General features: G+C 74.5%; 1 protein-coding gene. It reads left to right on the top strand.

Annotated elements, in window-relative coordinates; all coding sequences use genetic code 11:
• Window positions 1-102: 102 nt before the first annotated feature.
• The gene (locus EOE48_RS09330) at window positions 103-25353 is read left to right on the top strand and encodes an Ig-like domain-containing protein (RefSeq protein ID WP_127728526.1); all 25251 of its coding nucleotides are present in this window, start codon (window positions 103-105) and stop codon (window positions 25351-25353) included.
• The last annotated feature ends 6 nt before the right edge of the window (window positions 25354-25359 follow it).

Below are 25359 nucleotides of genomic sequence, written 5' to 3'. Positions count from 1 at the left end.
CAACAGGGGCGACGGACGCGGCGACGGGCAGAACCCGTCGGCGTTCGCGGAGTTGCGCGCGGTCGAGGGGCCGCGCCCTCCCCCTGTCCGGGGGAGGGGATCATGCGCAACCGGTTCGAGAGCACGCGCCCGTCCCGCGCTTCGTCGTTCCGTCCGTGGCGCCGCCGGCCGTCCTCGGCCTCGTCCGGCCAGCGCGCCGGCGCGTTCCTGTTCGAGGCGATCGAGCCGCGGATCCTGCTCTCGGCCGACCTCGACCTGTTCGGATCGAGCGCGCTCACCTCGACGCTCGGGGTGGCCCAGGCGCCGGTGGTCGACCTCTCCGCCGCCGGCGCCGGCAGCCCGGCCCTCGACCGCGCCAGCACCCCGTCCTCCGCCTCGGCCAGCCTCGTCGCGCTGGCGACGCCGACCGACCCGGCCTCGGTCGCCGGCACGATCGACGTGCCCGGCGAGACCGACCGCTACGTCTTCCTGCTCTCCGACGACAAGCGCATCGCCTTCGACAGCCTCACCGGCGACTCCAACCTGACGTGGTCGCTGTCGGGCCCGCGCGGCGCCGAGGTCACCGACCGTTCCTTCGCCTCCAGCGACGGCGGCGGCCTCGGCGGCTCGCCGGTCCTGGCCCTCAAGCCGGGCGAGTACACGCTCTCGGTCGGCCGCACCGGCGACGGCACCGGCGCCTACGCCTTCCGCCTGCTCGACCTCGCGCAGGCGCGGGAGGTGACCCTCGACACGCCCGTCACCGCGACGCTCGATCCGGCCGCCGAGACGGCGGCGTTCCGCTTCGCCGGCACCGCCGGCAGCCGGCTGTTCCTCGACAGCCTCGGGCAGACCGGCAGCGGCGGCCTGTGGCGCCTGCTCGACCCCGCCGACCGCGTCGTCGACACCGCCTCTGCCGGCTCGGACCGCGAAGTCGCGCTTCCGCAGACCGGCACCTACACGCTGCTGTTTGAGGGCCCGGCCGGCGCCACCGGCACCGGCACCGCAACCGTGCGCCTGCACATCGCCACCGACGCCTCCGCGCCGCTGACGATCGGCCAGACCGTCGCCGGCCGGATCGACGGCCCCGGCGACACCCGCGCCTACACCTTCACCCTCGCCGGGCCGCGGCGCCTCGTGATGGACAACCTCGTCGGCGACGCGAGCGGGTTCGCCTGGAGCCTCAACGGCCCGGGCGGCACCGAGGTCGACGCCCGCGACCTGCGCTCCAGCGATGCCGACGGCCTCGGCGCGACCTCTCCGGTCCTGGACCTCGCCGCCGGCAGCTACACCCTCACCCTCGACGGCAGCGGCGACCGGACCGGCGCCTACGCCTTCCGCCTGCTCGACCTGTCCGCCGCCACCGCGATCACGCCGAACACCGAGGTGACGGCGGCGCTCGACGATGCCGGCGGGCGCGCCGCGGTGGTGCGCGCGCCCTCCGGCGCCGGGCTCGCCAGCCCCGGCAGCGCGCTCGCGCTCACCGGAAGCGAGACGATCGCCGTCGCCGACGCCGCGGCCCTGAAGCCCGCCGCCATCACCCTCGAAGCCTGGGTCCGGCGCACCGGCGACGAACCGAACTTCGCCACCGTGGCGATGAAGACCACGAGCACGTCGTGGAGCGACGGCTACGGGCTGTACTGGAACGACAACAAGATCAACTTCTTCGCCAACAGCTGGTCGGCGCACAGCGTCGCGGCCGACCTGCCGGCCGACACCTGGACCCACGTCGCCGGCACCTTCGACGGCGCGACGCTGCGGCTCTACGTCAACGGCGCGCTGGTCGACAGCGAGGCCTACGCCGCCCCGATCCAGCACAGCACCGCGCCGCTCACCCTCGGCAGCCAGGGCGGCAATTACGGCTGGCGCGGCGGCATCGACGAGGTCCGGGTCTGGAACGCCGCGCGCAGCCAGACGCAGATCGCCGCCGGCCGCACGGCCGGCGTCGCCGGCACCGAGCCTGGCCTCGCCGCGGCCTGGAGCTTCGACGACCCGGCCGGGGCCGCGAGCTTCGCCGACAAGGGTCCGAACGGCCTCGCGGCCGTGCTGCGGCCCGCCGCCACCGCCACGAAGGCCTACAGCTTCGCGGCCGCCCGCGGCGACCAGATCGCCCTCGACCGGACCGACAACGGCGGCGGCGCCTACTGGCGCCTGATCGACCCGTCCGGCCGCCAGATCCAGGCCGGCTATGCCGGCGACATGCCCGCCCGCACGATCCAGCTCGCCGGCACCTACACCCTGCTCGTCGAGGGCAATGCCGGCAATCCCGGCCCGGCGAGCCTCGGCTTCCGGGTCGTGAACAGCGGCAGCGTCGCGATCCCGGCCTTCACCGGCACCGCGCTGACGCTCGGCACCACCTATGCCGGCACCGCCGCGGCGGGCACGCCGGTCGATTTCGTCTTCACCACCGCGGGGGCCACCCGCCTCGCCCTCGACGCCCTCGCCTACAACGGCGGCGTCACCGTGACGGTCGAGGGACCGCGGGGCGTCGAGAGCAGCCGTCCGCTCTACGGCGACGACGCGATCCTCGACCTCCCGGTCGGCGGCGCCTACCGCGTCCGGCTCGCCGGCAGCGGCGCCTACGGCTTCCGCCTCCTCGACCTCGCCGCCGCCCAGGCCCTGACGCTGGGCGCCGCCACCACCGCGACGATGACCCCGAACAACGGGGCCAGGGCCTACCGCTTCGACGCGACGGCCGGCGACCACCTGTCGTTCGACGTCACCAGTGCCCCGTCCGGCTCGTGGACCCTCTACGACCCGTCCGGCCGCACGCTGTTCCAGCCGGGCAGCTACGCCGACCGCGACCTCGTCGCCGCCCGCACCGGCACCTACACCCTGGTCCTGTCCGGCCCGTACTGGAACACCGGCACCGGCGAGGCCGTCGCGTTCAAGGTCTCGAAGATCACCGACACCGTGACCCCGATCGCCCTCGGAGCAAAAGTCGCGGGCGACGTGACGGCCGTCGGCGAGCGCCCGGCCTACACCTTCACCCTCGCGGCGCCGACGCGGCTGCTGTTCGATTCGCAGAGCTATTACGGTTCGCTGCGCTGGAGCCTGACCGGCCCGCGCGGCACCGAGGTCGACGAGCGCGCCTTCTCGTCGGACGACCTCGCCCTCGGCACGCTGCCGGCCGGCACCTACACCCTGACCGTCGACCGCGACGCCTCGCCGGGCAGCACCGGCGGCTTCGCCTTCCGCCTGCTCGACCTCGCCGCCGCCACGGCGGTGCCGAAGGGGCAGGTGGTCGCCGGCACCCTGGCCTCCGGCCCCGAGACCACCGCCTACGCCTTCGACGCCGCGGCCGGCGACCGGCTGTACTTCGACTGGATCGACAACCCCTCGGGCACGGCCAACTGGTCGCTGATCGACCCCTCCGGCCGCACGGTGTTCGACCGCACGACCGCCGAGGACGGGCCCCGCGCGCTGCCCGAGACCGGCCGCTACACCCTGCTCGTCGGCGGGTGGAGCTACGCCGGCGCCGACCCGGTGCGCTTCGCCTTCCGGGTCGCCCCGGTGGTGGACGAGACCCGGGCGATCACCCTCGGGGGGGCCGCCCAGGGCGGTCCGCTCTCGGTGCCCGGCAAGGTCGGGTCGGCGCTGGCCTTCACAGGCGCCGAGAGCGCCGCGGTGGCGGCGGCGCCCGACCTGCGCAGCACCGCGACGATCGAGCTGTCGCTCCAGCTCGACCGCTTCGCCGGGTACTGGACCCCGCTGGTGTATCGCGGCGACGGCAACACCACCTCCGACACGACCCGCCAGTACAGCCTGTGGGTGCGCCAGGACGGGCTGCTGCTGTTCTCGACGGCCGACGCCTCGGGCGTCCAGTCGGTCGAGAGCGCCGCCGGCACGATCCGGCCCGGCGTCATGCAGTCGATCGCCGCCGTGATGGACCGCCCGAACGGCCGGCTCACCCTCTACGTCGACGGCGTGCAGGTCGGGCAGGCGGCGGTGCGCACCGGACAGGCGGTGGCCAGCACCGCCCCGATGCTCGTCGGCGCCAGCCGCGAGACCTGGGACTGGGCGAACCTCGAAGGCGTGGTGGACGACCTCAAGGTCTGGTCCACCGCCCGCACCGCCGCGCAGGTCGCCGCCGACGCGGGCGCGGTCCCGGCCGCCAACGCCGCCGGCCTCGCGCTCTACCTGCCGATGAACGACGCCTCGGGGGCGACGACCCTCGCCGGCGCCGGGCCGGGCGCCGTCGGCGCCGCGGTGACGAACGCCAATGCGGGGCTTCCCGGGCTGGTCACCGGCCGCATCGACGGCCCGGGGCAGACCGACACCTACACCTTCACCGCCGCGGCCGGGGCCTTCCTCACCCTCGACGCGCTCACCGACGATTCGCAGGTCACCCTCACCTTCCGCGGCCCGACCGGGCAGGTGGTGACCCGCAACCTGCGCAACGCCGAGAGCTACGAGTTCGGCAGCGGCCCGAACGCCTTCGCGGCCGATCCCGGCGCCTGGACCGTGACGGTGGACGCGGCCGGCGACCGCACCGCCGCCTACGCCTTCCGCATCCTCGACCTCTCGACCGCGCCGACGATCAGCCTCGGCGCGCCGCTGACCGGCACGCTGTCGCCAGGCGATTCGACCCGCGCCTACCGCTTCGCCGCCACCGCCGGCGACGGCTTCTTCCTCGACGCGACGAACACCGCCACCGCCAACGCGAGCGCCGGGTACCGGCTCTACGACCCGTTCGGCCGGCAGGTCGCCGGCCCGGCCTCGCTGCAGGACACCCAGGCGCGGCTCCTGTCCGCCACCGGCACCTACACGCTCGTCATCGAGGGCCGGGTCTATCAGGGGAGTGCGCCCCTCGCCTTCGCGCTCGTCCCCTACCGGGTGGCGAACGACCTCACCGCCGTCACCCTCGGCACCAATCCCTCCCCCGGCCCGTTCTGGACCGCCGACGGCCGCATCGGCGGCGCGCTCCAGCTCACCGGGATCGACGGCGTCTCGGTGCCGGCTTCGCCGAGCCTGAACCTCACCGGCTCGGTCACCCTCGAGGCCTGGATCAACCCGGACGCGCTGCCCTCGCAATGGGCGCCGCTCCTGGTCAAGGGCGACGACACGGTCGGGGAGCGCAGCTACTCGCTGTGGCTGCGCAGCGACGGGGCGCTGCACGTCTCGACCAGCGACGGCCTCGGCGAGCAGGTGGTCACGAGCGCCGCCGGCGCCATCGCCACCGGGCGCTGGACCCACGTCGCCGCGGTGATCGACCGCGCCGCCGGCACGATGCGCCTCGTCGTCGATGGGGTCGAGATTGCCGCGGGCGCCGTGCGCCAGGGGGCCGCCGCCGATGCCGGCCGGCCGCTGCTGATCGGCCTGTCGGGCGAGTCGAACACCAGCTACGGCGGCTTCCAGGGCCGCATCGACGAGGTGCGGGTGTGGTCGCTCGCCCGCACCACCGCGCAGATCGCCGCCGACCGCAACGGCGCGCCCTCGACCACGACCGGCCTCGCCCTGCGCTACGCCCTCGACGCGACGGGCGGCACCGCCGTGGCCGATGCCGGCCCGGCCGGCAATGCCGGGACGCTGGTGCGGCCGAATGCCGGCGGCATCACCGGCCGCATCGCCCAGCCCGGCCAGCGCGACAGCTACACCTTCACGGTCTCGGCCGCGACGCGGGTGGTGCTCGATTCGCTCACCTCCGATTACGGCCTGCGCTGGACGCTGACCGGCCCCTACGGCGACCTCGTGGCCGACCGGCCGCTGTCGTCGTCGGACGCCTTCGAGATCGGCGGCGACGCCGCGGTGCTGCTCGCACCCGGGAGCTACACCCTCACGATCGCCGGGAGCGGCGACCGCCAGGGCTGGTACAACCTCGCCCTGCGCGACCTCGCCACGGCGACCCCGATCGCCCGTGGGACGCCGGTCACCGGCGCCCTGGTCCCGGCGGCCCGGACCGACCTCTACCGCTTCAGCGCCACCGCCGGCGACCGGGTGTTCTTCGACGACCTCGGCAGCGACGGCGCGATCGCGATCCGGCTCTACGATCCCGAGGGCCGCCTGATCCAGGGCCCGCGCACCCCGAACGACCTGCAGAACCAGGACGTGCTGACGCTCGGGCGCACCGGCACCTACACGATCCTGGTCGAGGGCCGGGTCTTCGCCTCCGGCTCCGCCCCCTACGGCTTCACGCTGGTGCCGGTCGCCGACGAGGCCGCGCCGCTGACGCTCGGCAGCGCCGCGACCGGGAGCCTGACGGTCGGCCAGCGCGAGGCCTGGAGCTTCACCCTCGCGGCCCCGCGGCAGGTCGTGTTCGACAGCCTGACCAACCGCAGCGACCTGCGCTGGACCCTCGCCGGGCCGGGCGGGGCGGTGGTCACCGACCGCAGCTTCTCGAATTCCGACAGCCAGAACATCGGCGGCGCGACCGCGCTGACGCTCGCGCCCGGCGCCTGGACCCTGACCGTCGACGGCAGCGGCGACGCCGCCGGCGCCTACGGCTTCGTCCTGCGCGCGCTGGGCACCGGCACGGCGCTGACCCTCGGCACCCCGGTCACCGGCACCCTGAGCCCGGCCAACGCCACCGCGGCCTACACCTTCACCGCCGCCGCCCTCGACCGCGTGCGCTTCGACGCGACCTCGGGCGAGACCTACGGGCTGTCGCTGCGGCTCTACGGACCCTCGGGCCAACTCGTCCTCGGCCCGACCTGGTGGCAGGATTCCGACCTCACGACCCTGCCGGAGGCCGGCACCTACACGCTGCTCGTCGAGGGCACGGCCGCGAACGCGGCCGGCGCCTACGGCTTCACCCTGGAGCGGCCGGCCTTCGCGGCGGCCGCGGGCCAGACCGGCCAGGACTTCTCCGGCGGCCCCGGCCTGCCCTACGTCCTGTCCACCTCGAACGGCACGCCGGCCGCGGTCGTCGGCGGCGCCCTGCGCCTCGCGCGGCAGGGCGAGACCTACAGCCGCAGCGTCGCCGCCTTCGCCGCCAGCGGCACCGGGCCGTTCCAGTCGATCGACGTCGGCTTCCGCCTGCGCATCGCCGGCTCCGGCACGGCGGGGGAGGGCCTCGGCTTCGCGCTGCTGCCGGCCGGCCGCTACGGCCTCGCCGGCCCCGGCGCCGACCTCTCGGTCGAGCCGAACCTCGCCGGGGTGCTCGGCCTCGGCTTCGACGCCTCGGACGGCGGCGCCACCAACCACGTCTCGCTGCACTGGGACGGCCGGCAGATCGGCGGCAACGTGGCGCCCGCGGGCGTGACGCTGGCGAGCGGGGCCTGGATCGACGCCCGGGTCACGCTGACGCGCACCGACGGCGGCACGCTCGTCACCCTGCGGCTCACCCCCGAGGGTGGCGCGGCCGTGACGGTGTTCGACGGGGTCTTCGTCGGCGGCCTCGACCTCGCGACGAGCCGCGTCGCCTTCAGCGGCCAGACCGACAACAACACCGCCAACATCGACCTCGACGCGGTCACGGTGGCCACCACCGCGGCGGCGAGCGACGCCGCGGCGATCACGCTCGGCAGCACCGTCACCGGCACCCTGGCGCGGGCCGGCGAGGTCGACCGCTACGCCTTCACCCTCGCGGCGGGCGCGCGCGTCGTCCTCGACGGGCTCTCGACCGATTCGGGCCTCAACTACACCATCGAGGGGCCCGGCGGGACGCTCGCCGGGGGCGACCTCTACGGCGCCGACGGCTACTATGCCGGTGCGGCGAACGCCCTCAACCTCGCCGCCGGCCGCTACGTCGTCACGGTCTCGAAGGATTCCGGCGGCACCGGTGCTTACGGCTTCCGTGTCCTCGACCTCGCCGCGGCCAAGCCCCTGACCCTCGGCGCCACCACCGGCGGCACCCTCGACCCGGCCGACGCCACCGCGCTCTACGGCTTCTCGGCGACCGCCGGCGACCGGGTGTTCTTCGACGCCCTGACCAACGGCGGGGACGCCTACTGGCGCCTGTTCGATCCGAACGGGCGGGCGGTGGCGTGGCAGCGCTACGGCGGCTCCGACGCCGGACCGATCACCCTCGACCAGACCGGCACCTACACCCTCGCCTACGAGGGCACGTATTCCGCGACCGGCACCAACGCGTATTCCTTCGTCCTCGGCCGTGTGACGGACGATGCCGCGGCGCTGACGCTCGGCCAGACCGCGAGCGGGACGATCGCGCAGGCCGGCCAGACCGACCGCTGGAGCTTCAGCCTCGCCGCGCCGGCGATGGTCTACCTCGACGCGCTGTCGGCCGAGTCCTCTCAGCTCACCTGGCAGGTTCTGGGCGCCGACGGGACGGTCATCTTCGAGGGGCGCCCGCGCTACGAGGTCGACGACGCCTCGTCCTACGCCCGCGTGCTCGCCCTGCCGGCCGGCAGCTACACCGTCGCCGTGCGCGCCGACGGGAACGCGACCGGCGCCTACAGCTTCCGCGTCCTCGACCTCGCCACGGCGGCGACGCTGACGCCCGGCACCCCGGTCAGCGGCTCGGTCACCCCGCAGGCGGCGACCGCCCTCTACCGCTTCGCCGCCCCGGCAGGCGGCCGGGTGTTCCTCGACGCCACCGCCGGGAGCATGGATTACCGGCTGATCGCACCGGACGGCCGCACCGTGTCGAGCGGCCGGGGCGACCAGGAGGTGACGCTCCTCGGGGGCGGCACCTACTGGCTGCTCGCCGAGGGCGAGGGCACCGGGGCCGGGCCGAACGCCTACGGCTTCACCCTGCGCCTGCCCTCCGACGGCACCGCGCCGATGAGCGTCGGCGCCACGGTGACCGGCACCCTCGCGGGCGCCGGCGACCGGCGCGCCTACACCTTCACCCTCGACGGGCCGCGCGTCCTCGTCCTCGACATGCTCACCGCCTCCGGCGGGCTGGCGAACTACGACTTTTCCTACGCGCTGACCGGGCCGCGCGGCCTCGAAGCCTCCGGCTCCGGCTACTACGCCGACGGATACGCCTCCGACGCGCCGCTGCTGCGGCTCCCGGCCGGCACCTACACCCTCGCCTTCGACGCCTCCGGCGACCGCACCGGCAGCTTCGGCTTCCGCCTGCTCGACCTCGCGGCCGCGACGCCGATCACCCCCGGCACGCCGGTCACCGCCACCCTCGCGCCGGGCAGCGCGACGGCGCTCTACAGCTTCACCGCCGGGGCCGGCGACCCGTTCTACTTCGACGCCCGCGGCCGGACCGGCTACTACCAGACCTGGCGCCTCCTCGACCCCTACGGCAACCCGGTCTTCCGGGTCGATGCCGGCAGCGACGTCGACACCACGGTGCTGCCCTATGCCGGCACCTACACGCTGCTGATCGAGGGCCGGCCCGAGCGGGCGGATTCCACCGACACGATCACCTTCGCGGTGGTGCCGAACCCGGTCCAGGCGCCGGTCCGCCTCACCGACCTCGAAGGCGTCCCCGGCCCCGACCTGCGGGTGCAGGGCCTCACGGTCACGGCCAGCGGCGGCCTTCGCAGCGGCGGCACGATGACGGTCGCCTGGACGACGGCGAATGCCGGCACGCTCGCCGCCGGCGCCGGGTTCCAGGACCGGGTGATCGTGCGCCGCGCCGACACCAACGAGATCCTGTTCGACGCGCTCGTGCCCGCCGCGGCGGCGCTCGCCGCCGGGACCGGGCTGCCGCGCAGCCTCGACGTCACCCTGCCGCCGGGCAACCGCGGCGCCGGCGCCCTCGTGGTGAGCGTGACCACCGACGCCACCAACGCGGTCGCCGAGCAGAACGGCACCGGCGACGCCGAGACCAACAACGCCGCCAGCGCCAGCGTCACCGCCGCGCTCGCGCCCTACGCCGACCTCGCGGTCTCCGACCTCGCGGTCAGCCCCGCCGCGGGCTGGCGGGCCGGCGACACCGTCACGGTGACCTGGACCGCGCGCAACCTCGGGACGCTCGCCACCGCGGCGGCGAGCACCGGGCGGCTGACCATCCGCAACGAGACCACCGGCACGGTGGTCCACAGCGCGACGCTCGCCCTCGCGGCCGGCTTCGCCGCCGGCGCCAGCAGCGCCCGCTCGCTCTCCCTGACCTGGCCCGAGGGCGTGTCGAGCACCGGCCGCTTCACCGTCACGGTGGAGGAGGACAGCGCCAACACCGTGTTCGAGGCCAACGCCGCCGGGACGGCGGAGGCCAACAACGGCGCCTCGGCGACGATCGTCTCCGCCCCCGACCTGCGGGTGCTCGACCTCGCGGTCGCCACGGCGGATGTCCGCTCCGGCGGGCCGCTCGTCGTGACCTGGGACGTGGCCAATGCCGGCAACGCCGCGACCCCGCGCGACTGGCAGGACCGGGTCCGGGTGGTCAACCTCGACACCGGCGCGGTGCTGTTCGACGCCGTCGTCGGCGACGCGACCGCCCAGGGCGCCCTCGCGCCGGACGGTCGGCGCAGCCGCTCCGCCAGCCTGACCCTGCCGCCGGGCGCGGCCGGCGCCGGCCGCCTGTCGGTGCAGGTCACCGCCGACCAGACCCTCCAGGGCGGCAGCGTCATCGCCGAGGACGACGAGGGCAACAACTCCGCGATTCTGGAGACGGCCTCGCGGCTCGTGGTCTATCCCGACCTCGCCCCGACCGTGTTCAGCGTCCCGGCCACCGGCCGCGGCGGCAGCCCGCTGCCGCTGTCGTGGACCGTGACCAATGCCGGCGCCGCGACCGGAGCGACGCGCTGGACCGACCGGGTCGTGCTGTCGTCCGACGCCGTGCTCGGCAACGCCGACGACGTGGTCCTCGGCAGCCTCGTCCACGAGGGCGCCCTCGCGGCCGGCGCGAGCTACACCGCCACCCTGAGCCCGATCCTGCCGGAGCGCCGCGACGGCACCTTCCAGGTCTTCGTCGTGGTCGATGCGACGAGCGCCGTCACCGAGCCCGACACCCGCGCCGACAACGCCAGCGCCGCCCGGCCGATCGTGCTGTCCTCGCCCTTCGGCGACCTCGCGGTGACCGCCGTGACCGCCCCGGCGGCCGGCAGCGCCGGCGGTCCGCTCGCGCTGGGCTGGACGGTGAGCAACCTCGGCGACAGCGCCACCAGCGCCGCGTCCTGGACCGACGCCGTCTACCTCTCGGCCGACGCGATCATCGACGCCGGCGACACGCTGCTCGGCACCGTGACCCATCTCGGGGCGCTCGCAAAAGGGGCGAGCTACGACGCCACCCTGAACGCGACGGTGCCGGCCGACCTCGCGGCCGACCGCTACGTGATCGTGCGCACCGATACCGGCGACACGGTCTGGGAGCGCGGGCTCGACGCCAACAACATCCGCGCCAGCGCCGCCCCGGTGCAACTGCGCGCCGCCGACCTGCGCGTCACCGCGGTGACGGCGCCGGCCACGGCCCAGCCGTCGCAGACCGTGACGGTGACCTGGACGGTGACGAATGAGGGCGCCGGCCCGGCCCGGGGCTCGTGGACCGACCGGGTGCTGATCAGCCCGGACGGCACCCTCACGGGCGCGATCGCCCTGGGGGAGGTCACCCATACCGGCGACCTCGCGCCGGACGGCAGCTATACCGGCAGCGCCGAGATCACGTGGCCGGGCGTCGCCGACGGCACCTGGCGGGTGGTCGTCGTCACCGACGTCGACGGTGCGGTCTACGAGGCCGCGCAGGAGGGCGACAACACCACGGCGGCCGCGACGGCGACCGCCGTCACCCATCCCGACCTGTCGCCGACCGCCGTCTCGGTGCCGGCGACGGCCCTCGCCGGCGGGACGCTGACGGTGAGCTGGCAGGACCGCGACCTCGGCACCGCCGCGGTTTCCGGCCCGTGGTCGACGAGGCTCTACCTCTCGGCCGACGCCACCCTCGATGCCGGCGACCGCTATCTCGGCGACGTGACAGGGCCGGCCCTCGCCGCCGGCGGCTCGCGGGCCTCGACCGCCACGGTGTCGCTGCCGGCCGACCTCACCGGCACCTACCGCGTCCTCGTGGTCTCCGACATCGGCGGGCAGATCGCCGAGTTCGGCGCCGAGGACAACAACGTCGCGGCGAGCGGCGCGATCACCCTGTCGCTGCCGCCGCGGCCGGATCTCCAGATCCAGAACGTCGCGATCGCGGCCCCCGGCGGGCTGCAATCGGGCCGCGAGGCGCGGGTGTCGTGGACCCTGCGCAACGGCGGCGAGGCGCCGCTCGACTCGTCCTACGAGCGCGTGCGGGTGGTCAACCAGACCACCGGGCAGGTCCTGGTGGACACCGTGCTGTTCCGCGACGCCCGGGTCTCGGGCAGCGTGGCGGCGGGCGCCGCCGTGACGCGGGAGTTCGGCTTCACCCTGCCGGCGGGGACGGCCGGCGTCGGCACGCTCGCGGTCACGGTGACGGCCGACCCCTACGACTTCGTCGACGAGACCAACCTCGCCGGCACCGGCGAGACCAACAACGCCGCGACGGCCTCCGGCACCAGCACGCTGGCGCCCGCGGCGGACCTGCGGGTGCAGGCCCTCGCGATCGGCCCGGCCGGGGCCCGCTCCGGCGACACCCTGGCGCTGACCTGGACGTCCGGCAATGCCGGCGCGGTCGCCGCCCCGGCGACCGTCGAGCGCCTCGTGGTGCGCAACCTCGCCACCGGCCAGACGCTCCTCGACCGGACGCTGCCGCTCGCCTCCCTGGCGGCGGGCGCGACCACCGCCCGCTCGGCCTCCGTCACGCTCCCCGACGGCGCCGCCGGCGCCGGCCAGATCGAGGCCCGGGTCTTCTCCGACTGGGGCAGCGCGGTGGTCGAGAACGCCACGGGCGAGGCCAACAACGAGGCCGCGGCCACGATCACGACGACGCTCGCGGACTATCCCGACCTCGCGGTCACCGGCATCACCGCGCCGGCGAGCGCGGCGGCGGGCGAGACCGTCACGATCACCTACACGGTGCGAAATCTCGGCACGGCCGCGGCGCAGGGCGCGTGGACCGAGCGGCTGCTGCTCTCCGCCGACGCGGCGCTCGGCGGCGACCAGCTCCTCGCCACGGTGCCGGTCAGCGGCCAGAGCCTCGCGGCCGGCGCCTCCGTCACCCGCTCGGTGACCGTCACGCTGCCGAGCTTCGTCGAGGGCGCCCAGCGCATCATCGCCGAGACCGATGCCGGCAACGCCGTCTTCGAGTCGAACGAGGCCAACAACGTCACCGTGGACGACGCGGCGATCGCGCTCGCCCGCGCCCTGTCGTTCACCGTCCTGCCGACGACGATCTCCGAGGAGGCCGGCGCCGCGGCGGCGCGGGGACAGGTCAGCCGCACCGGCAGCACCCTCGACGCGGTCACGGTGAGCCTCGGCGCGAACCGCGGCGAGCTGATCCTGCCGGCGACCGTCGTGATCCCGGCGGGCCAGTCCACCGCGACCTTCGTGGTCGGCGTGACCGGCAACGGTCTCGTCGACGGCACCCGCACCGCCACGCTCACCGCCCAGGCGACGGGCTTCGCGAGCGCCACCACCGCCCTCGCGATCACCGACGACGACGTGGCGCGGCTGACCGTGACGCTGCCCTCCGCCACCGTCACCGAGGGGGCGGCGACCTTCCGGGGCACGGTGACCCGCAACGGCGACACCACCGGCCCGCTCACCGTCGCGCTCGCCCTCGACAAGTCCTACAAGGCGACCCTGCCGGCGACGGTGACGATCGCGGCCGGCGAGCGCAGCGCGGATTTCGACGTCCAGCTCGTCGACGACCTCCTGGTCGAGGGCACGCGCAACCTGCGCTTCACCGCCACCGCCGCCGGCTACGTCACCGGCAGCGCCGAGACCACCGAATACGACGACGACGTGCCGTCCCTGTCGCTGCGCCTCGGCCAGACCGCGGTGGCGGAGAACGGCGGCGTCGCCACGACCGTCACGGTGACCCGCAACCTCGTCAGCGAGCAGCCGATCGAGGTGCTGCTGCGGGCCGATGCCGGCGAGATCCGCCTGCCCTCGCGCCTCGTCATCGCGGGCGGCCAGGCGAGCGCGACCGCGCAGATCCAGATCAACGACAACGACGTCGTCGACGGCGCCCGCATCGTCGTGATCCGGGCCGACGTGGCCGACGCGGTGCTCGGGGTCTCGATCCCGACGACGACGGTCCAGACCGGGCTGACGATCCTCGACGACGACGGCCCGACGCTGTCGCTCGCGATCGATTCCGGCCTCATCGGCGAGAACGGCGCCACCATGGCGACCGTCCGGCGCAACACGCCGACCACCGGCGACCTCGTCGTCACCCTCACGAGCGGCGACACCACCGAGGCCACGGTCCCGCAGACCGTGACCATCCGGGCGGGGGAGACCAGCGCGCGGTTCGCGGTGACGGGGGTGCAGGACGGCCTCACCGACGGCACCCGCCCGGTGACGCTGCTCGCCCAGGCGGCGGGCTTCAACAGCGGCACGGTCGGGCTCTCGGTGAGCGACCGCAACGTCGCCGACCTCCAGGTCACGGCGATCCAGCTCCCCAACGTGGTGCGCACCGGCGGCACCGTCGCGATGCAGTTCCAGGTCGCCAACACCGGATTCGGCGCCACCGACCGGCCGTGGCAGGACCGGGTCTACGTCAGCGCCGACATGGTGCTCGACCAGAACGACGTGCTGGTCGCGACCCTCGACAGCACGCCGCTCGGCATCGGCGAGAGCTACCAGCGCACGGTCGACTTCATCGCCGGCCAGCTCGCCGGCGAGGTCCACGTCATCGTGGTCAGCGATCCGCAGCAGGCGCTGGCCGAGCTGCTCGACAGCAACAACGCCCGGACCGCGACGCTGACCGTGGCGCCGGCCTACACGGCGGTGGTCTCGACCCCGACGACGGTCGCCCCCGCCGGGACCCCGATCGTGATGACCGGCCACGCCACCAGCGCGGCCAGCGGCCAGGGCCAGGCGTTCTCGCCGGTCACCATCCAGGTGCGGACCGGCGACACCCTGCGCACCCTGACCACGGTGACGAACGCCGCCGGCGACTTCACCGCCACCTTCACGCCGCTGCCGAACGAGGGCGGGCGCTACACGATCAGCGCCGGCCATCCCGGCCAGCTCGAGCGCCTGCCGCAGGACAGCTTCAGCCTCGTGGCGATGAAGGCCGACCCGCAGGGCGCGTCGTTCACCGTCACCCCCGGCACGCCGACCGAGGGCGACGTCACGATCCGCAACCTCGCCGACGTGCCGCTGACCGGCCTCGCGGCGAGCGTCCTCGGCCTGCCGCCGATCCTGAGCGTGACCCTCACGGCGCCGCCGACGATCGCGGCGGACGGCTCGGTCAAGCTGCACTACGTCGCGACCTCGACCGGCACCTACCAGACCACCGGCAAGGTGACGTTCCGGCTCACCACGGCCGAGGGCGCGACCCTCGACGTGCCGGCGAGCGTGACGGTGTCGCCGCTGGCGCCGGTGCTGCTGGCCAATCCGGGCTACCTCGAAGCCGGCATGCTGCGCGGGCAGCAGAAGCTCGTCACCTTCGAGATCGTCAACCAGGGCGGCGCCGCCACCGGTCCGCTCACCCTGCAGCTGCCGCCGAACCTGCCCTGGCTCTCGGCGCCGAGCGGCACGAGCCTCGCCTCGCTCGCCCCGGGCGAGCGGGCGCAGGTCACCCTGGCGCTGACTCCCGACGCCGACATGCCCCTCGGCCTGACCCGGGGCGCCCTGGTGCTGGCCGGCACCACGACCTCGCTCAGCGTGAACTTCGCCTTCCGGGCGATCAGCGAGGCCAAGGGCGACGTCCTCCTCAACATCCAGGACGAGTACACCTTCTTCGCCGAGGGCAAGCCGGGGCTGGCCGGCGCCCGGGCGATCCTCACCGACCCCTTCACCAACCTCGTCGTGGCGACCGCGATCTCGGATGCCGAGGGCAAGGTCCGCTTCACCGGCATCACCGAGGGCCAGTACCAGCTCACGGTCAACGCCGAGAAGCACGACGGCCTCACCGGCGCCTTCCAGGTCAATGCCGGCGTCACCAACGAGCAGGACGTGTTCCTGCACCGTCAGGTGGTGAGCTACAAGTGGTCGGTCGTCCCGATCGAGACCACCGACAAGTACAAGCTGGTGCTGGAGACGGTGTTCGAGACCGAGGTCCCGATGCCGGTCGTCACGGTCGACGAGCCGCGGCTGATGCCGATCGTGCTGCCCGGCCAGACGACGCAGATGCAGATCACCCTGCGCAACCACGGCCTGATCCAGGCCGAGAAGGTGCAGATCAAGGTTCCGGACGACCCGGACTACATCTTCACGCCGCTGATCGACTACATCGACGTGCTGCCGGCCCAGAGCGCCGTCACCATCCCGATCACCGTGCGCATGCGCGAGGGCAACACCCTCGCGGCCAGGGCGGCGAGCGAGGGCGGCCTCCTGCGGGCGAGCGAGCTCTCGGCGCTGTCCTCCGACGTGCCGATCTCGCCGGAGGGCTGGGGCAGCACCATCGCCAAGTGCCTCGGCATCGAGACCGTCTACGCCTATGTCTGCGACGGCGAGAAGTGGCAGAAGGTCGGCGTGAAGGTCGACGTGGTCGGCTGCGGCGAGGACATCAAGGACGCCGGCAAGTCGCTGCTCGAGCACATCGCCGACCCGACCAAGGCGAACGCGGCGAGCCTGACCTGCGACATCCTCGGCGCGATCCTGCAATGCGCCAACGCGGCCGGCGCCGAGATCAGCGACTGCACCCAGGCGATCATCTCCACCGTCTGCGGCGTCGGCCTCGGCGCCCTCACGGGCGGGGTCGGGGGAGCGGCGCTCGGGCTCGGCGGCGCCCTCGACGACATCCTCGGCTGCCTGTGCAGCCTCGACGGCGGCGGCACCAGCCCGTCGACCGACGGATACGGCGGCGACCTCGGCGGCGGCTTCGGCGGCGGCGCCGGCGGCACCCCCGGCACCGCCTACGGCACGCCGGTCTCCTTCGACGGCGGCAAGGTCGATTGCGGCCCGGCACCGTCCTCGGCGGACCTCTCGGACGGCGCCGCGATCGCGCTGGCCTCGAACGGCGTCTGCGCCCAGGTGCGCCTGCGGCTGGAGCAGGAGGCCACGATCACCCGCACGGCGTTCCTCGGGACGCTCGAACTCGACAACGGCACCGCGAGCACGCTCGACAACATCCGGCTCCTCATCGACATCCGCGACGACCAGGGCAACGACGCCAACGACAAGTTCCAGATCGTCGGGCCGGACGCGCGGGTGATGACCCGCAACGCCGACGGCAGCTACAGCCTGCCGCCGAACTCCACCGGCACGCTGTCCTTCACCTTCATCCCGACGGTGGACGCGGCTCCCGACGCGGCGACCCGCTACGCCTTCGGCGGCTCGCTGAAGTACACCGATGCCGGCAACGCCATCGACGTGCCGCTGCTCGCCTCGCGCATCACCGTCTACCCGGAGGCCAAGCTCAAGCTCGACTACTTCTGGCAGCGCGACGTGAAGGGCGACGACCCGTTCACGAAGGACGTGGTCGAGGCCTCCGAGCCGTTCGCGGTCGGCCTCCAGGTGCTCAACGAGGGCAAGGGCGCGGCCAGGAACCTCACGATCACCTCGGCCCAGCCGAAGATCGTCGAGAACGAGAAGGGCCTGCTGATCGACTTCAAGATCGTGTCGAGCCAGGTCGACGGGCAGGCGGCGACGCCGAGCCTGACCCTCGACCTCGGGCGGATCGACCCCGGCCAGCTCGTCACCGGCCAGTGGAACCTCACCTCGACCCTCCAGGGCAAGTTCGTCGACTACAAGGCGAGCTTCACCCACGAGGACCAGTTCGGCGGGGTGCGCACCAGCCTCATCGACAGCGTGACGATCCACGAGCTGATCCGGCAGGTGAAGGTCGACCGGCCGAGCCAGGACGACATCCCCGACTACCTCGTCAACGACGTCGCCGACCCGAACCACGACCCGGACACGCTCTACATGAGCACCGGCGGCCAGGCGCCGGTGAGCCTCGCCACCAACGTGCGCATCGAGGGCGGCGGCGCCACCGTGACCCTGAAGGCCGACGTGACCGCCGGCTGGACCTACCTGAAGGTCGCCGACCCGGCGCCCGGGATGGAGCTCGTCGGCATCACCCGCAGCGACGGGCGGGTGATCGACGTCGCCGACATGAGCTGGCGCACCGACCGCACCTTCAGGCCCGGCGAGCCGGGCGCGACCAACGAGAATCTCCTCCACCTCCTCGACCGGGATTCGACCGGCACCTACACCCTCGTCTTCCGGGTCGTCGACAAGACCGCCCCGGTGCTGACGGCGCTGGAGAGCCCGGCGGCGGTCCGGACCGCGGCGCTCGCGACCCTCGACGCCAGCTTCAGCGAGGCGCTCGACCCGGCCACGATCACCGGGGCCGACCTCGTCCTGTCCCGCGACGGCACGGCGCTCGACACGTCGGGCCTGACCGTCACGGCGCTCGGCAACGGCGTCTACCGATTCGGTGGGCTCGCCGCCCTCACCGGCCAGGACGGCAACTACGCCGCGAGCCTGCGCGGCGCCACGGTGGCCGACCCGGCCGGCAATGCCGGCACCGGTGCCGCCACCAGCGAGTGGGCGATGGCCGCGACCCGCGTCGTCGTCAGCAGCCTCCAGGCGGTCACCGATCCGCGCAACACCGCGGTCACCGGCCTTGAGGTCGGCTTCAGCGGCGCGGTGCGGGCCGGCAGCTTCGATGCCGGCGACCTCGTCCTGACCCGCGACGGCGCGCCGGTGGCGCTGACCGGCGTGGTCGTCGCCCAGATCGCGCCCGACCGCTTCCGCATCGACGGCCTCGGCGCCGTCACCGCCGGGTCGGGCCTCTACGTCCTGACCGTGAACGGCACCGGCGTGCTCGACGCCGCCGGGGAGGCCGGCGCCGGGCGCGCCACCCGCTCCTGGACCACCGACCTCACCGCGCCGACCGCGGTGCTCGACACGATCGTCACCAATCCGCGCAACATCGTGGTGCCGAGCGTCGGCGTCACCTTCAGCGAGGCGATCGACGCGTCGAGCTTCACGCTCGCCGACCTCGTGCTCACCCGCTACGGCGGCGCGAACCTCATCAACCCGTCCGAGGTCACGATCGAGCGCCAGGACGCGACGCACTACCTCGTCAAGGGCATCAACTGGCCCCAGGGGGTCGGCGGCACCTACGTCCTCGGCCTCGACATGGCCGGCGTGACCGACCTCGCCGGCAATGCCGGCAGCGGCACCGCCACGACGGCCTGGGTGCTCGACATCGCCCCGCCGCCTGCGGCCTACGACCTGCGCATCACGCCCGATACCGGCGCGTCCTCGACCGACGGGCGCACCACCGCCCGCGACCTGACGCTGCTCGGCCGGCTCAACGAGGACGGCCTCACCGTCCGCCTGCGCGACATGACCGACGGCACCGACCTCGGCGAGGCGGTCGTCACCGGGCGCAGCTTCGCGGGCGCGTTCACCCTGGCGAGCCTCGGCGCACACGACATCCGGGTGCGCACCGTCGACGCCGCCGGCAACACCACCGACGTCATCTACGGAATCTTCGTCGACGTCGGCGGTCCCACCGTGACCGGCCTGTCCCAGGTCGCGCCCGATCCGCGCACCAGCGGGGTGGAGTCCGTCACGGTCAACTTCAGCGGGCCGTTCGACCTCTCGACCTTCGACGCGGCCGACGTGACCCTCACCCGCGACGGCGCGGCGGTCGACCTGACTGGGGTCACCTTCACGCCCGGCCCCGGCAACACCGTGGTCATCGGCGGCCTCGCGGCGCGCACCGAGCCGGTCGGCGCCTACGTGCTCACGGTGAACGGGGCCGGCGTCGCCGACGCCGCCGGCAATGCCGGCTCGGGGACCCGGTCGGAATCGTGGAGCCGGGTCGCCTCCCTCGACGTCGGCCTGCGCGGCACGGTGTTTTCCGACGGCGACGGCGACGGCATCCGCGGCTCGCTCGAAGCCGGCATCGCCGGCGCGACCGTGTTCCTCGACGCGGACGGCGACGGCGTCCTCGATTCCGGCGAGCGCTCGACCACGACCAACGCCGCCGGCGCGTTCTCCTTCCTCGACCTCGCCGCCGGCAGCTACCGGGTGGTGAGCCTGCCGCCGGCCGGAACGCTGGCCACCGGCACCGGGGAGGCCGTGCGCAGCGTCACCGTCACCGCCGGCACGGTGACGACCGGGGTCAATTTCGGCCGCTTCCAGACCGGCGAGGTGCGCGGCACCAAGTTCGTCGACGCCGACGCCGACGGCGTCCGCGATGCCGGGGAGGCCGGACTGTCCGGCGTCACCCTGTTCGTCGACCGCGACGGCGACGGCGTCCTCGACGCCGGCGAGACCAGCACGGTCACCGGCGCCGACGGCAGCTACGTGCTGTCGGGCATCGGGCCCGGCATCGTGCGCATCGGCGAGGTCGACCGCCCGGGCTGGGCGCGCACGACGCCGGCGGCGGCGATCCAGGTCACCAGCGGCCTGCGCGTCACCGGTGCTGACATCGGCAACGCCCAGCTCGCCAGCCTCTCGGGCATGAAGTTCGAGGACGTCAACGGCAACGGCGTCAAGGATGCCGGCGAGGCCGGCCTCGCCAACTGGCGCATCTTCCTCGACGCCAACCGCGACGGCATCTGGCAGGCGAGCGAGCGCAGCCAGCTCACCGGCGCCGACGGCCGCTACACCTTCACCGACCTGCTGCCCGGGACCTACGTCGTCGCCGAGGTCCAGCAGACCGGCTGGGTCCAGACGACGCCGCTGCCCGGCGCCTCGAACGGCCACGTCGCCACCGCCGGCTCGGAGATCTCGATCGACCCCGAGGGCTGCCATTGCGGCACGACGTGGTCGGTCCCGGACGGCACGCCGCTCACGGTCGATCTCGGCGCCCGCTCGAACGCCCAGGCCCGCGACCTCACCGGCCTCACCGACGCGCTCAAGGATCCGGCCTACGCCAACCTGACCGGCACCGGCATCCGCACGGTGCTGATCGACACCGGCATCGACCTCGACCACCCGTTCTTCGGGCAGGACGCGGACGGCGACGGCGTCGACGACCGCATCGTCTACCAGTGGGACTTCGCCGACAACGACGCCGACGCCTCCGACCGGGAGGGCCACGGCAGCCACGTCGCCACGATGATCGCGAGCCAGGATCCGCGCTACACCGGCGTGGCCCCGGGCACCGACCTCATCGTCCTCAAGGTGTTCAAGGATTCCGGCCAGGGCACCTTCGGCTACGTCGAGAAGGCCCTGCAATGGGTGCTCGCCAACGCCGACGCCTACAATATCAGCGTGGTCAACCTGTCGCTCGGCGACAACGGCAACTGGCAGGACGACCTGCCGCGCTACGGGCTCGGCGACGAGTTCGCCGCGCTCGCCGCGCGCCACGTCATCACGGTGGCGGCGAGCGGCAACAGCTACAACCAGTTCAACCAGATGGGCGTCGCCTACCCAGCCTCCGACCCGGCGGTGCTCGCCGTCGGCGGGACCTGGACGGGGGATTTCGGCGGCCCGTGGACGGTGGCGACCGGCGCCACCGACTACACCACCGGCGCCGACCGCATCGCCGCTTTCACCCAGCGCGACGGCACGCTCCTCGACATCATGGCGCCGGGGGCGCGCTTCAACGGCGCCAACGCCACCGGCGGCGTGTGGACGATGCAGGGCACCAGCCAGGCGGCCGGCTTCGTCTCGGGCGCCGCGGCGCTCGCCCAGCAGCTCGCCTGGGAGAAGCTCGGCCACGGGCTCAGCACCGCCGACTTCACCGCCCTGCTCAAGGCCACCGGCGACCTCATCGTCGACGGCGACGACGAGAAAGACAACGTCGCCAACACCGGCGCGACCTTCCCGCGGATCCAGTTCGAGAAGCTGTTCGACGCCATCGTGACCTATCGCGGCTCCGCCTCCTCGGGCGGGGGCGGCGGCACCGGCACCGGCACCGGGCCGGTCCAGCCCGCGGCCGCGGCGGCCGGCGTGCACGAGGTGGCGCTCGGCGGCGGCGGAGCGCAGACCGATCTCGACTTCGGCAACTTCCGCTACGGCACGGTCGCCGGCGCGGTGTTCGCCGACGCGGACGGCGACGGCGCCCGCGGCGGCGGCGAGGCCGGCATCGCCGGGCGGATCGTGTTCCTCGACGCCGACGGCGACGGCCGGCGCGGCGCCGGCGAGCGCTTCACGACGACCGGCGCGGACGGGCGCTACGGCTTCGACGCCATCGGCCCGGGCCCGCTGCGGATCGCCCAGGAACTGCCGGAGGGCTGGGTCTCGACCACGGCGCTCCCGGTCACCGTCGCGGGGCGCAGCGGCGCCAGCGCGACCGCCGACCTCGGCAGCCGCCTCGCCCCGGCGCAGAACCGGGCCCCGGTCGGCACCGCCGACGCGGCGGCGGTCGGGGCCGGCGCCCCGGCGACGCTCGACGTGCTCGCCAACGACACCGACGCCGACGGCGACGTCCTGACGATCGCGGCGCTCCCCGCCCTGAGCGAGCGCGGCGCGGCGCTGACGATCGTCGGCGGCAAGGTGGTGTACGATCCGGCGGGCGCCGCCGCCCTGCGGGCGCTGCCCGCCGGCGCGACGCTGGCCGACACGTTCACCTACACGCTCGGCGACGGCCGCGGGGGCACCGCCACCGCGACGGTGACGCTCACCGTCACCGGCGTCAACGACGCGCCCGTCGCGGTCGCCGACACGGCCGCGACCCACGAGGACGCGGCGGTCGCGATCGCGGTGCTCGCCAACGACGGCGATCCCGATGCCGGCGCGGCGCCCACGGTCTCGGCGCTGCCGGCGCGCTCGGTCCTCGGCGCGGCGCTGACGCTCGCCGCCGACGGCACGGTGACCTACGACCCGCGCGCGGCGGCCGCCCTCCAGGCGCTCGGCGCCGGCGAGGCGGTCACCGACAGCTTCACCTACACGATCGTCGATGCCGGGGGCCTCACCGCCACCGCCACGGCGAGCGTGACGGTGGGCGGCCGCAACGACGCGCCGGTGGCGGTGGCCGACCTCGCGGCGACCGACGAGGACCGGGCGATCGTCGTCGCGGTCCTGCGCAACGACCGCGACGCCGACGCGGCCGACCGGCCGGCGGTGACCGCGGTCCAGGCCGTCAGCGACGGCGGCGCGGCGGTCGTGCTCCTCGCCGACGGCCGGGTCGCCTACGACCCGCGCGCGGCGGCGGCGCTCCAGGCCCTCGATCCGGGCCAGACCTACACCGACCGCTTCACCTACGACGTGGCGGACGGCCGCGGCGGCACCGCGACCGCGACGGTCACGGTCCTGGTCACCGGCCGCGAGGAGCCGGCCGTCGCGACCGACGAGGACACCTGGATCGTCGTGGCGGCCCCGGCCGGCGTGACCCTGGTCTCCGTCGGCCGCAGCGAGCGCGGCGTCGCCGCGACCCTGGAGAACGGCGCCGTCGCCTACGACCCGCGCGGCGTCTACGCGCTCCAGGCCCTGCGGGCCGGCGAGAGCGCCACCGACACGGTCGCGTTCACCGGCACCACGGCCCTCGGCCAGACGGTGCGCGGCCGGCTGACGATCGTCGTGACCGGGGTCGAGGACGCGCCGGTGGCGGGGGCGGTCCGCGCCGCGACCGACGCCGACGCGGCGGTCACGGTCGACGTCGCCGCCGCGGCCCTCGACCGCGACGCCGGATCCGCCCTGACGCTCGCCGCGGTCGCGGCGACCTCGGCCCGGGGCGCGGCGGTGGCGGTGGAGAACGGTCGTCTGCGCTACGATCCGACCGCCTCGGTGGCCCTCGCCGGGCTCCTGGTCGGCGAGGCCGCGATCGACACCGTCACCTACACGCTGACCGACGAGACCGGGCGCACCGCGACCGACACCCTGACGGTCACGGTCGGCGGCACCCGTGTCGAAACCGGTCTGCTCACCTTCGCGCAGGCGGCGGGCGACGAGGACGCGGTGTCCCTGCTCCCGCTCTCCGGCCCGTGGGATCTCGACGCCGTCAGCGGCGTCACCGACCAGGGCGCGACCCTGTCGATCGCCAACGGGCGGCTGCGCTACGACCCGCGGCGGTCCGTCGCGGCCCAGGCCCTGCGGTCCGGCGAGGCGCTCACCGACACGCTCACCTTCACGGTCGTCCCGTCCGGCGGCGGGGCCGCGCGCACCGCGCAGATGACGATCGTGGTGAGCGGACGCGACGACGCGCCGGTGGCGGTCGCCGACCGGCCGATCGTGGGCAACCTCGCCCCAGCGACGATCGACGTGCTGCGCAACGACCGCGACGCCGACCACGACAGCGTGCTGACCCTCGCCGGCCTCGGCACCAGCGCGGCCGGGGCGGCCCTGTCGGTGGTCGACGGCAGGGTCGTGTACGACCCGAGCGGCGTCGCCGCGTTCGCTGCCCTCGCGGCCGGGGAGACGCGGACCGACAGCTTCACCTACACCCTGCGCAGCGACTCGGGGAGCGAGGCAACCGGCACCGTCACGGTGACGATCCTCGGCCGCAACCGGGCGCCGGTCGCGACGGCGGACGCCGCCGCCATGACCGAGGATGCGCCGGTCACCCTCGCGGTGCTCGCCAACGACACCGACCCCGACGGCGACCCGCTGGCGATCCAGTCGGTGCAGGGCCTCAGCGCGCTCGGGGCCAGGGTCGGCGTCAACCTCGACGGGTCGCTGTCCTACGACCCGACCGGGTCGGCGCGGATCCAGGCGCTGGCGGGGGGCGCCACGGCGGTCGACACCATCACCTACCGGGTGACGGACGGCCGGGGCGGCGTCTCCACCGGCACCGTGACGGTGACGCTCACCGGCCGCGACGACGCGCCGGTCGCGGTCGGCGACATCGCCGCGACGAGCGAGGACGCGCCGGTCCTGATCCGGGTGCTGGCCAACGACACCGATCCCGACGGCAAGGCCGGGCTCATGGTGACGGCCGGCACCAGCGACCGCGGCGTGGTGCTGCGAATCGACGCCCAGGGCCGGGTGATCTACGACCCGCGCGGCCTGTTCGACTTCCTGCGCCAGGGCGAGACCGCCACCGACACCTTCACCTACACGGTGACGGATCCCTCCGGCCTGTCCGACACCGCGAGCGTCACGGTCACCATCGCCGGCCGCAACGACGCGCCGGCGGCGCGGGCCGACACCGCGACGGTGGCGGCCAACCGCCCGGTCGTCATCGCGGTGCTGGCCAACGACACCGACGCGGATGCGGGCGCGGTTCTCGCGGTCGATGCGGTCTCGGCCTCGGCGCTCGGCGTCGCGGTCCGGATCAACGCCGACGGGACCGTCACCTACGATCCGACCGGGATCGTGTCGGTCGCCCCGGGCAGAACCCGCTCCGACAGCTTCACCTACTGGGCGACGGACGGCTCGGGCGCCCGGGTGGCGGCGAGCGTGCGGGTGACGATCACCGCCCCGGTGGCGGAGGCCCCGCCGGTGGCGGACGAGGCGGCCGAGCCCGGCCGCCGGACGGTGGCGGCGGCGGAGCCGGACGCGGCCCCGCTCGTGGTCGACCTCGCGGCGCCCTATGTCGGGCTCGCCGGGCTGTCCCTCGGCGCGCCGGCCTGGCACGCCGGGTTCGTCGCCGACCTGGACGAGGACCCGAACCGCGACCTCGTCGTGACCCTGAAGGCAGCGTGAGGAGGG

Source organism: Methylobacterium oryzihabitans, assembly GCF_004004555.2.
In the GTDB taxonomy this organism is placed as follows: domain Bacteria; phylum Pseudomonadota; class Alphaproteobacteria; order Rhizobiales; family Beijerinckiaceae; genus Methylobacterium; species Methylobacterium oryzihabitans.
This window is presented reverse-complemented; position numbering and strand designations above follow the sequence as displayed.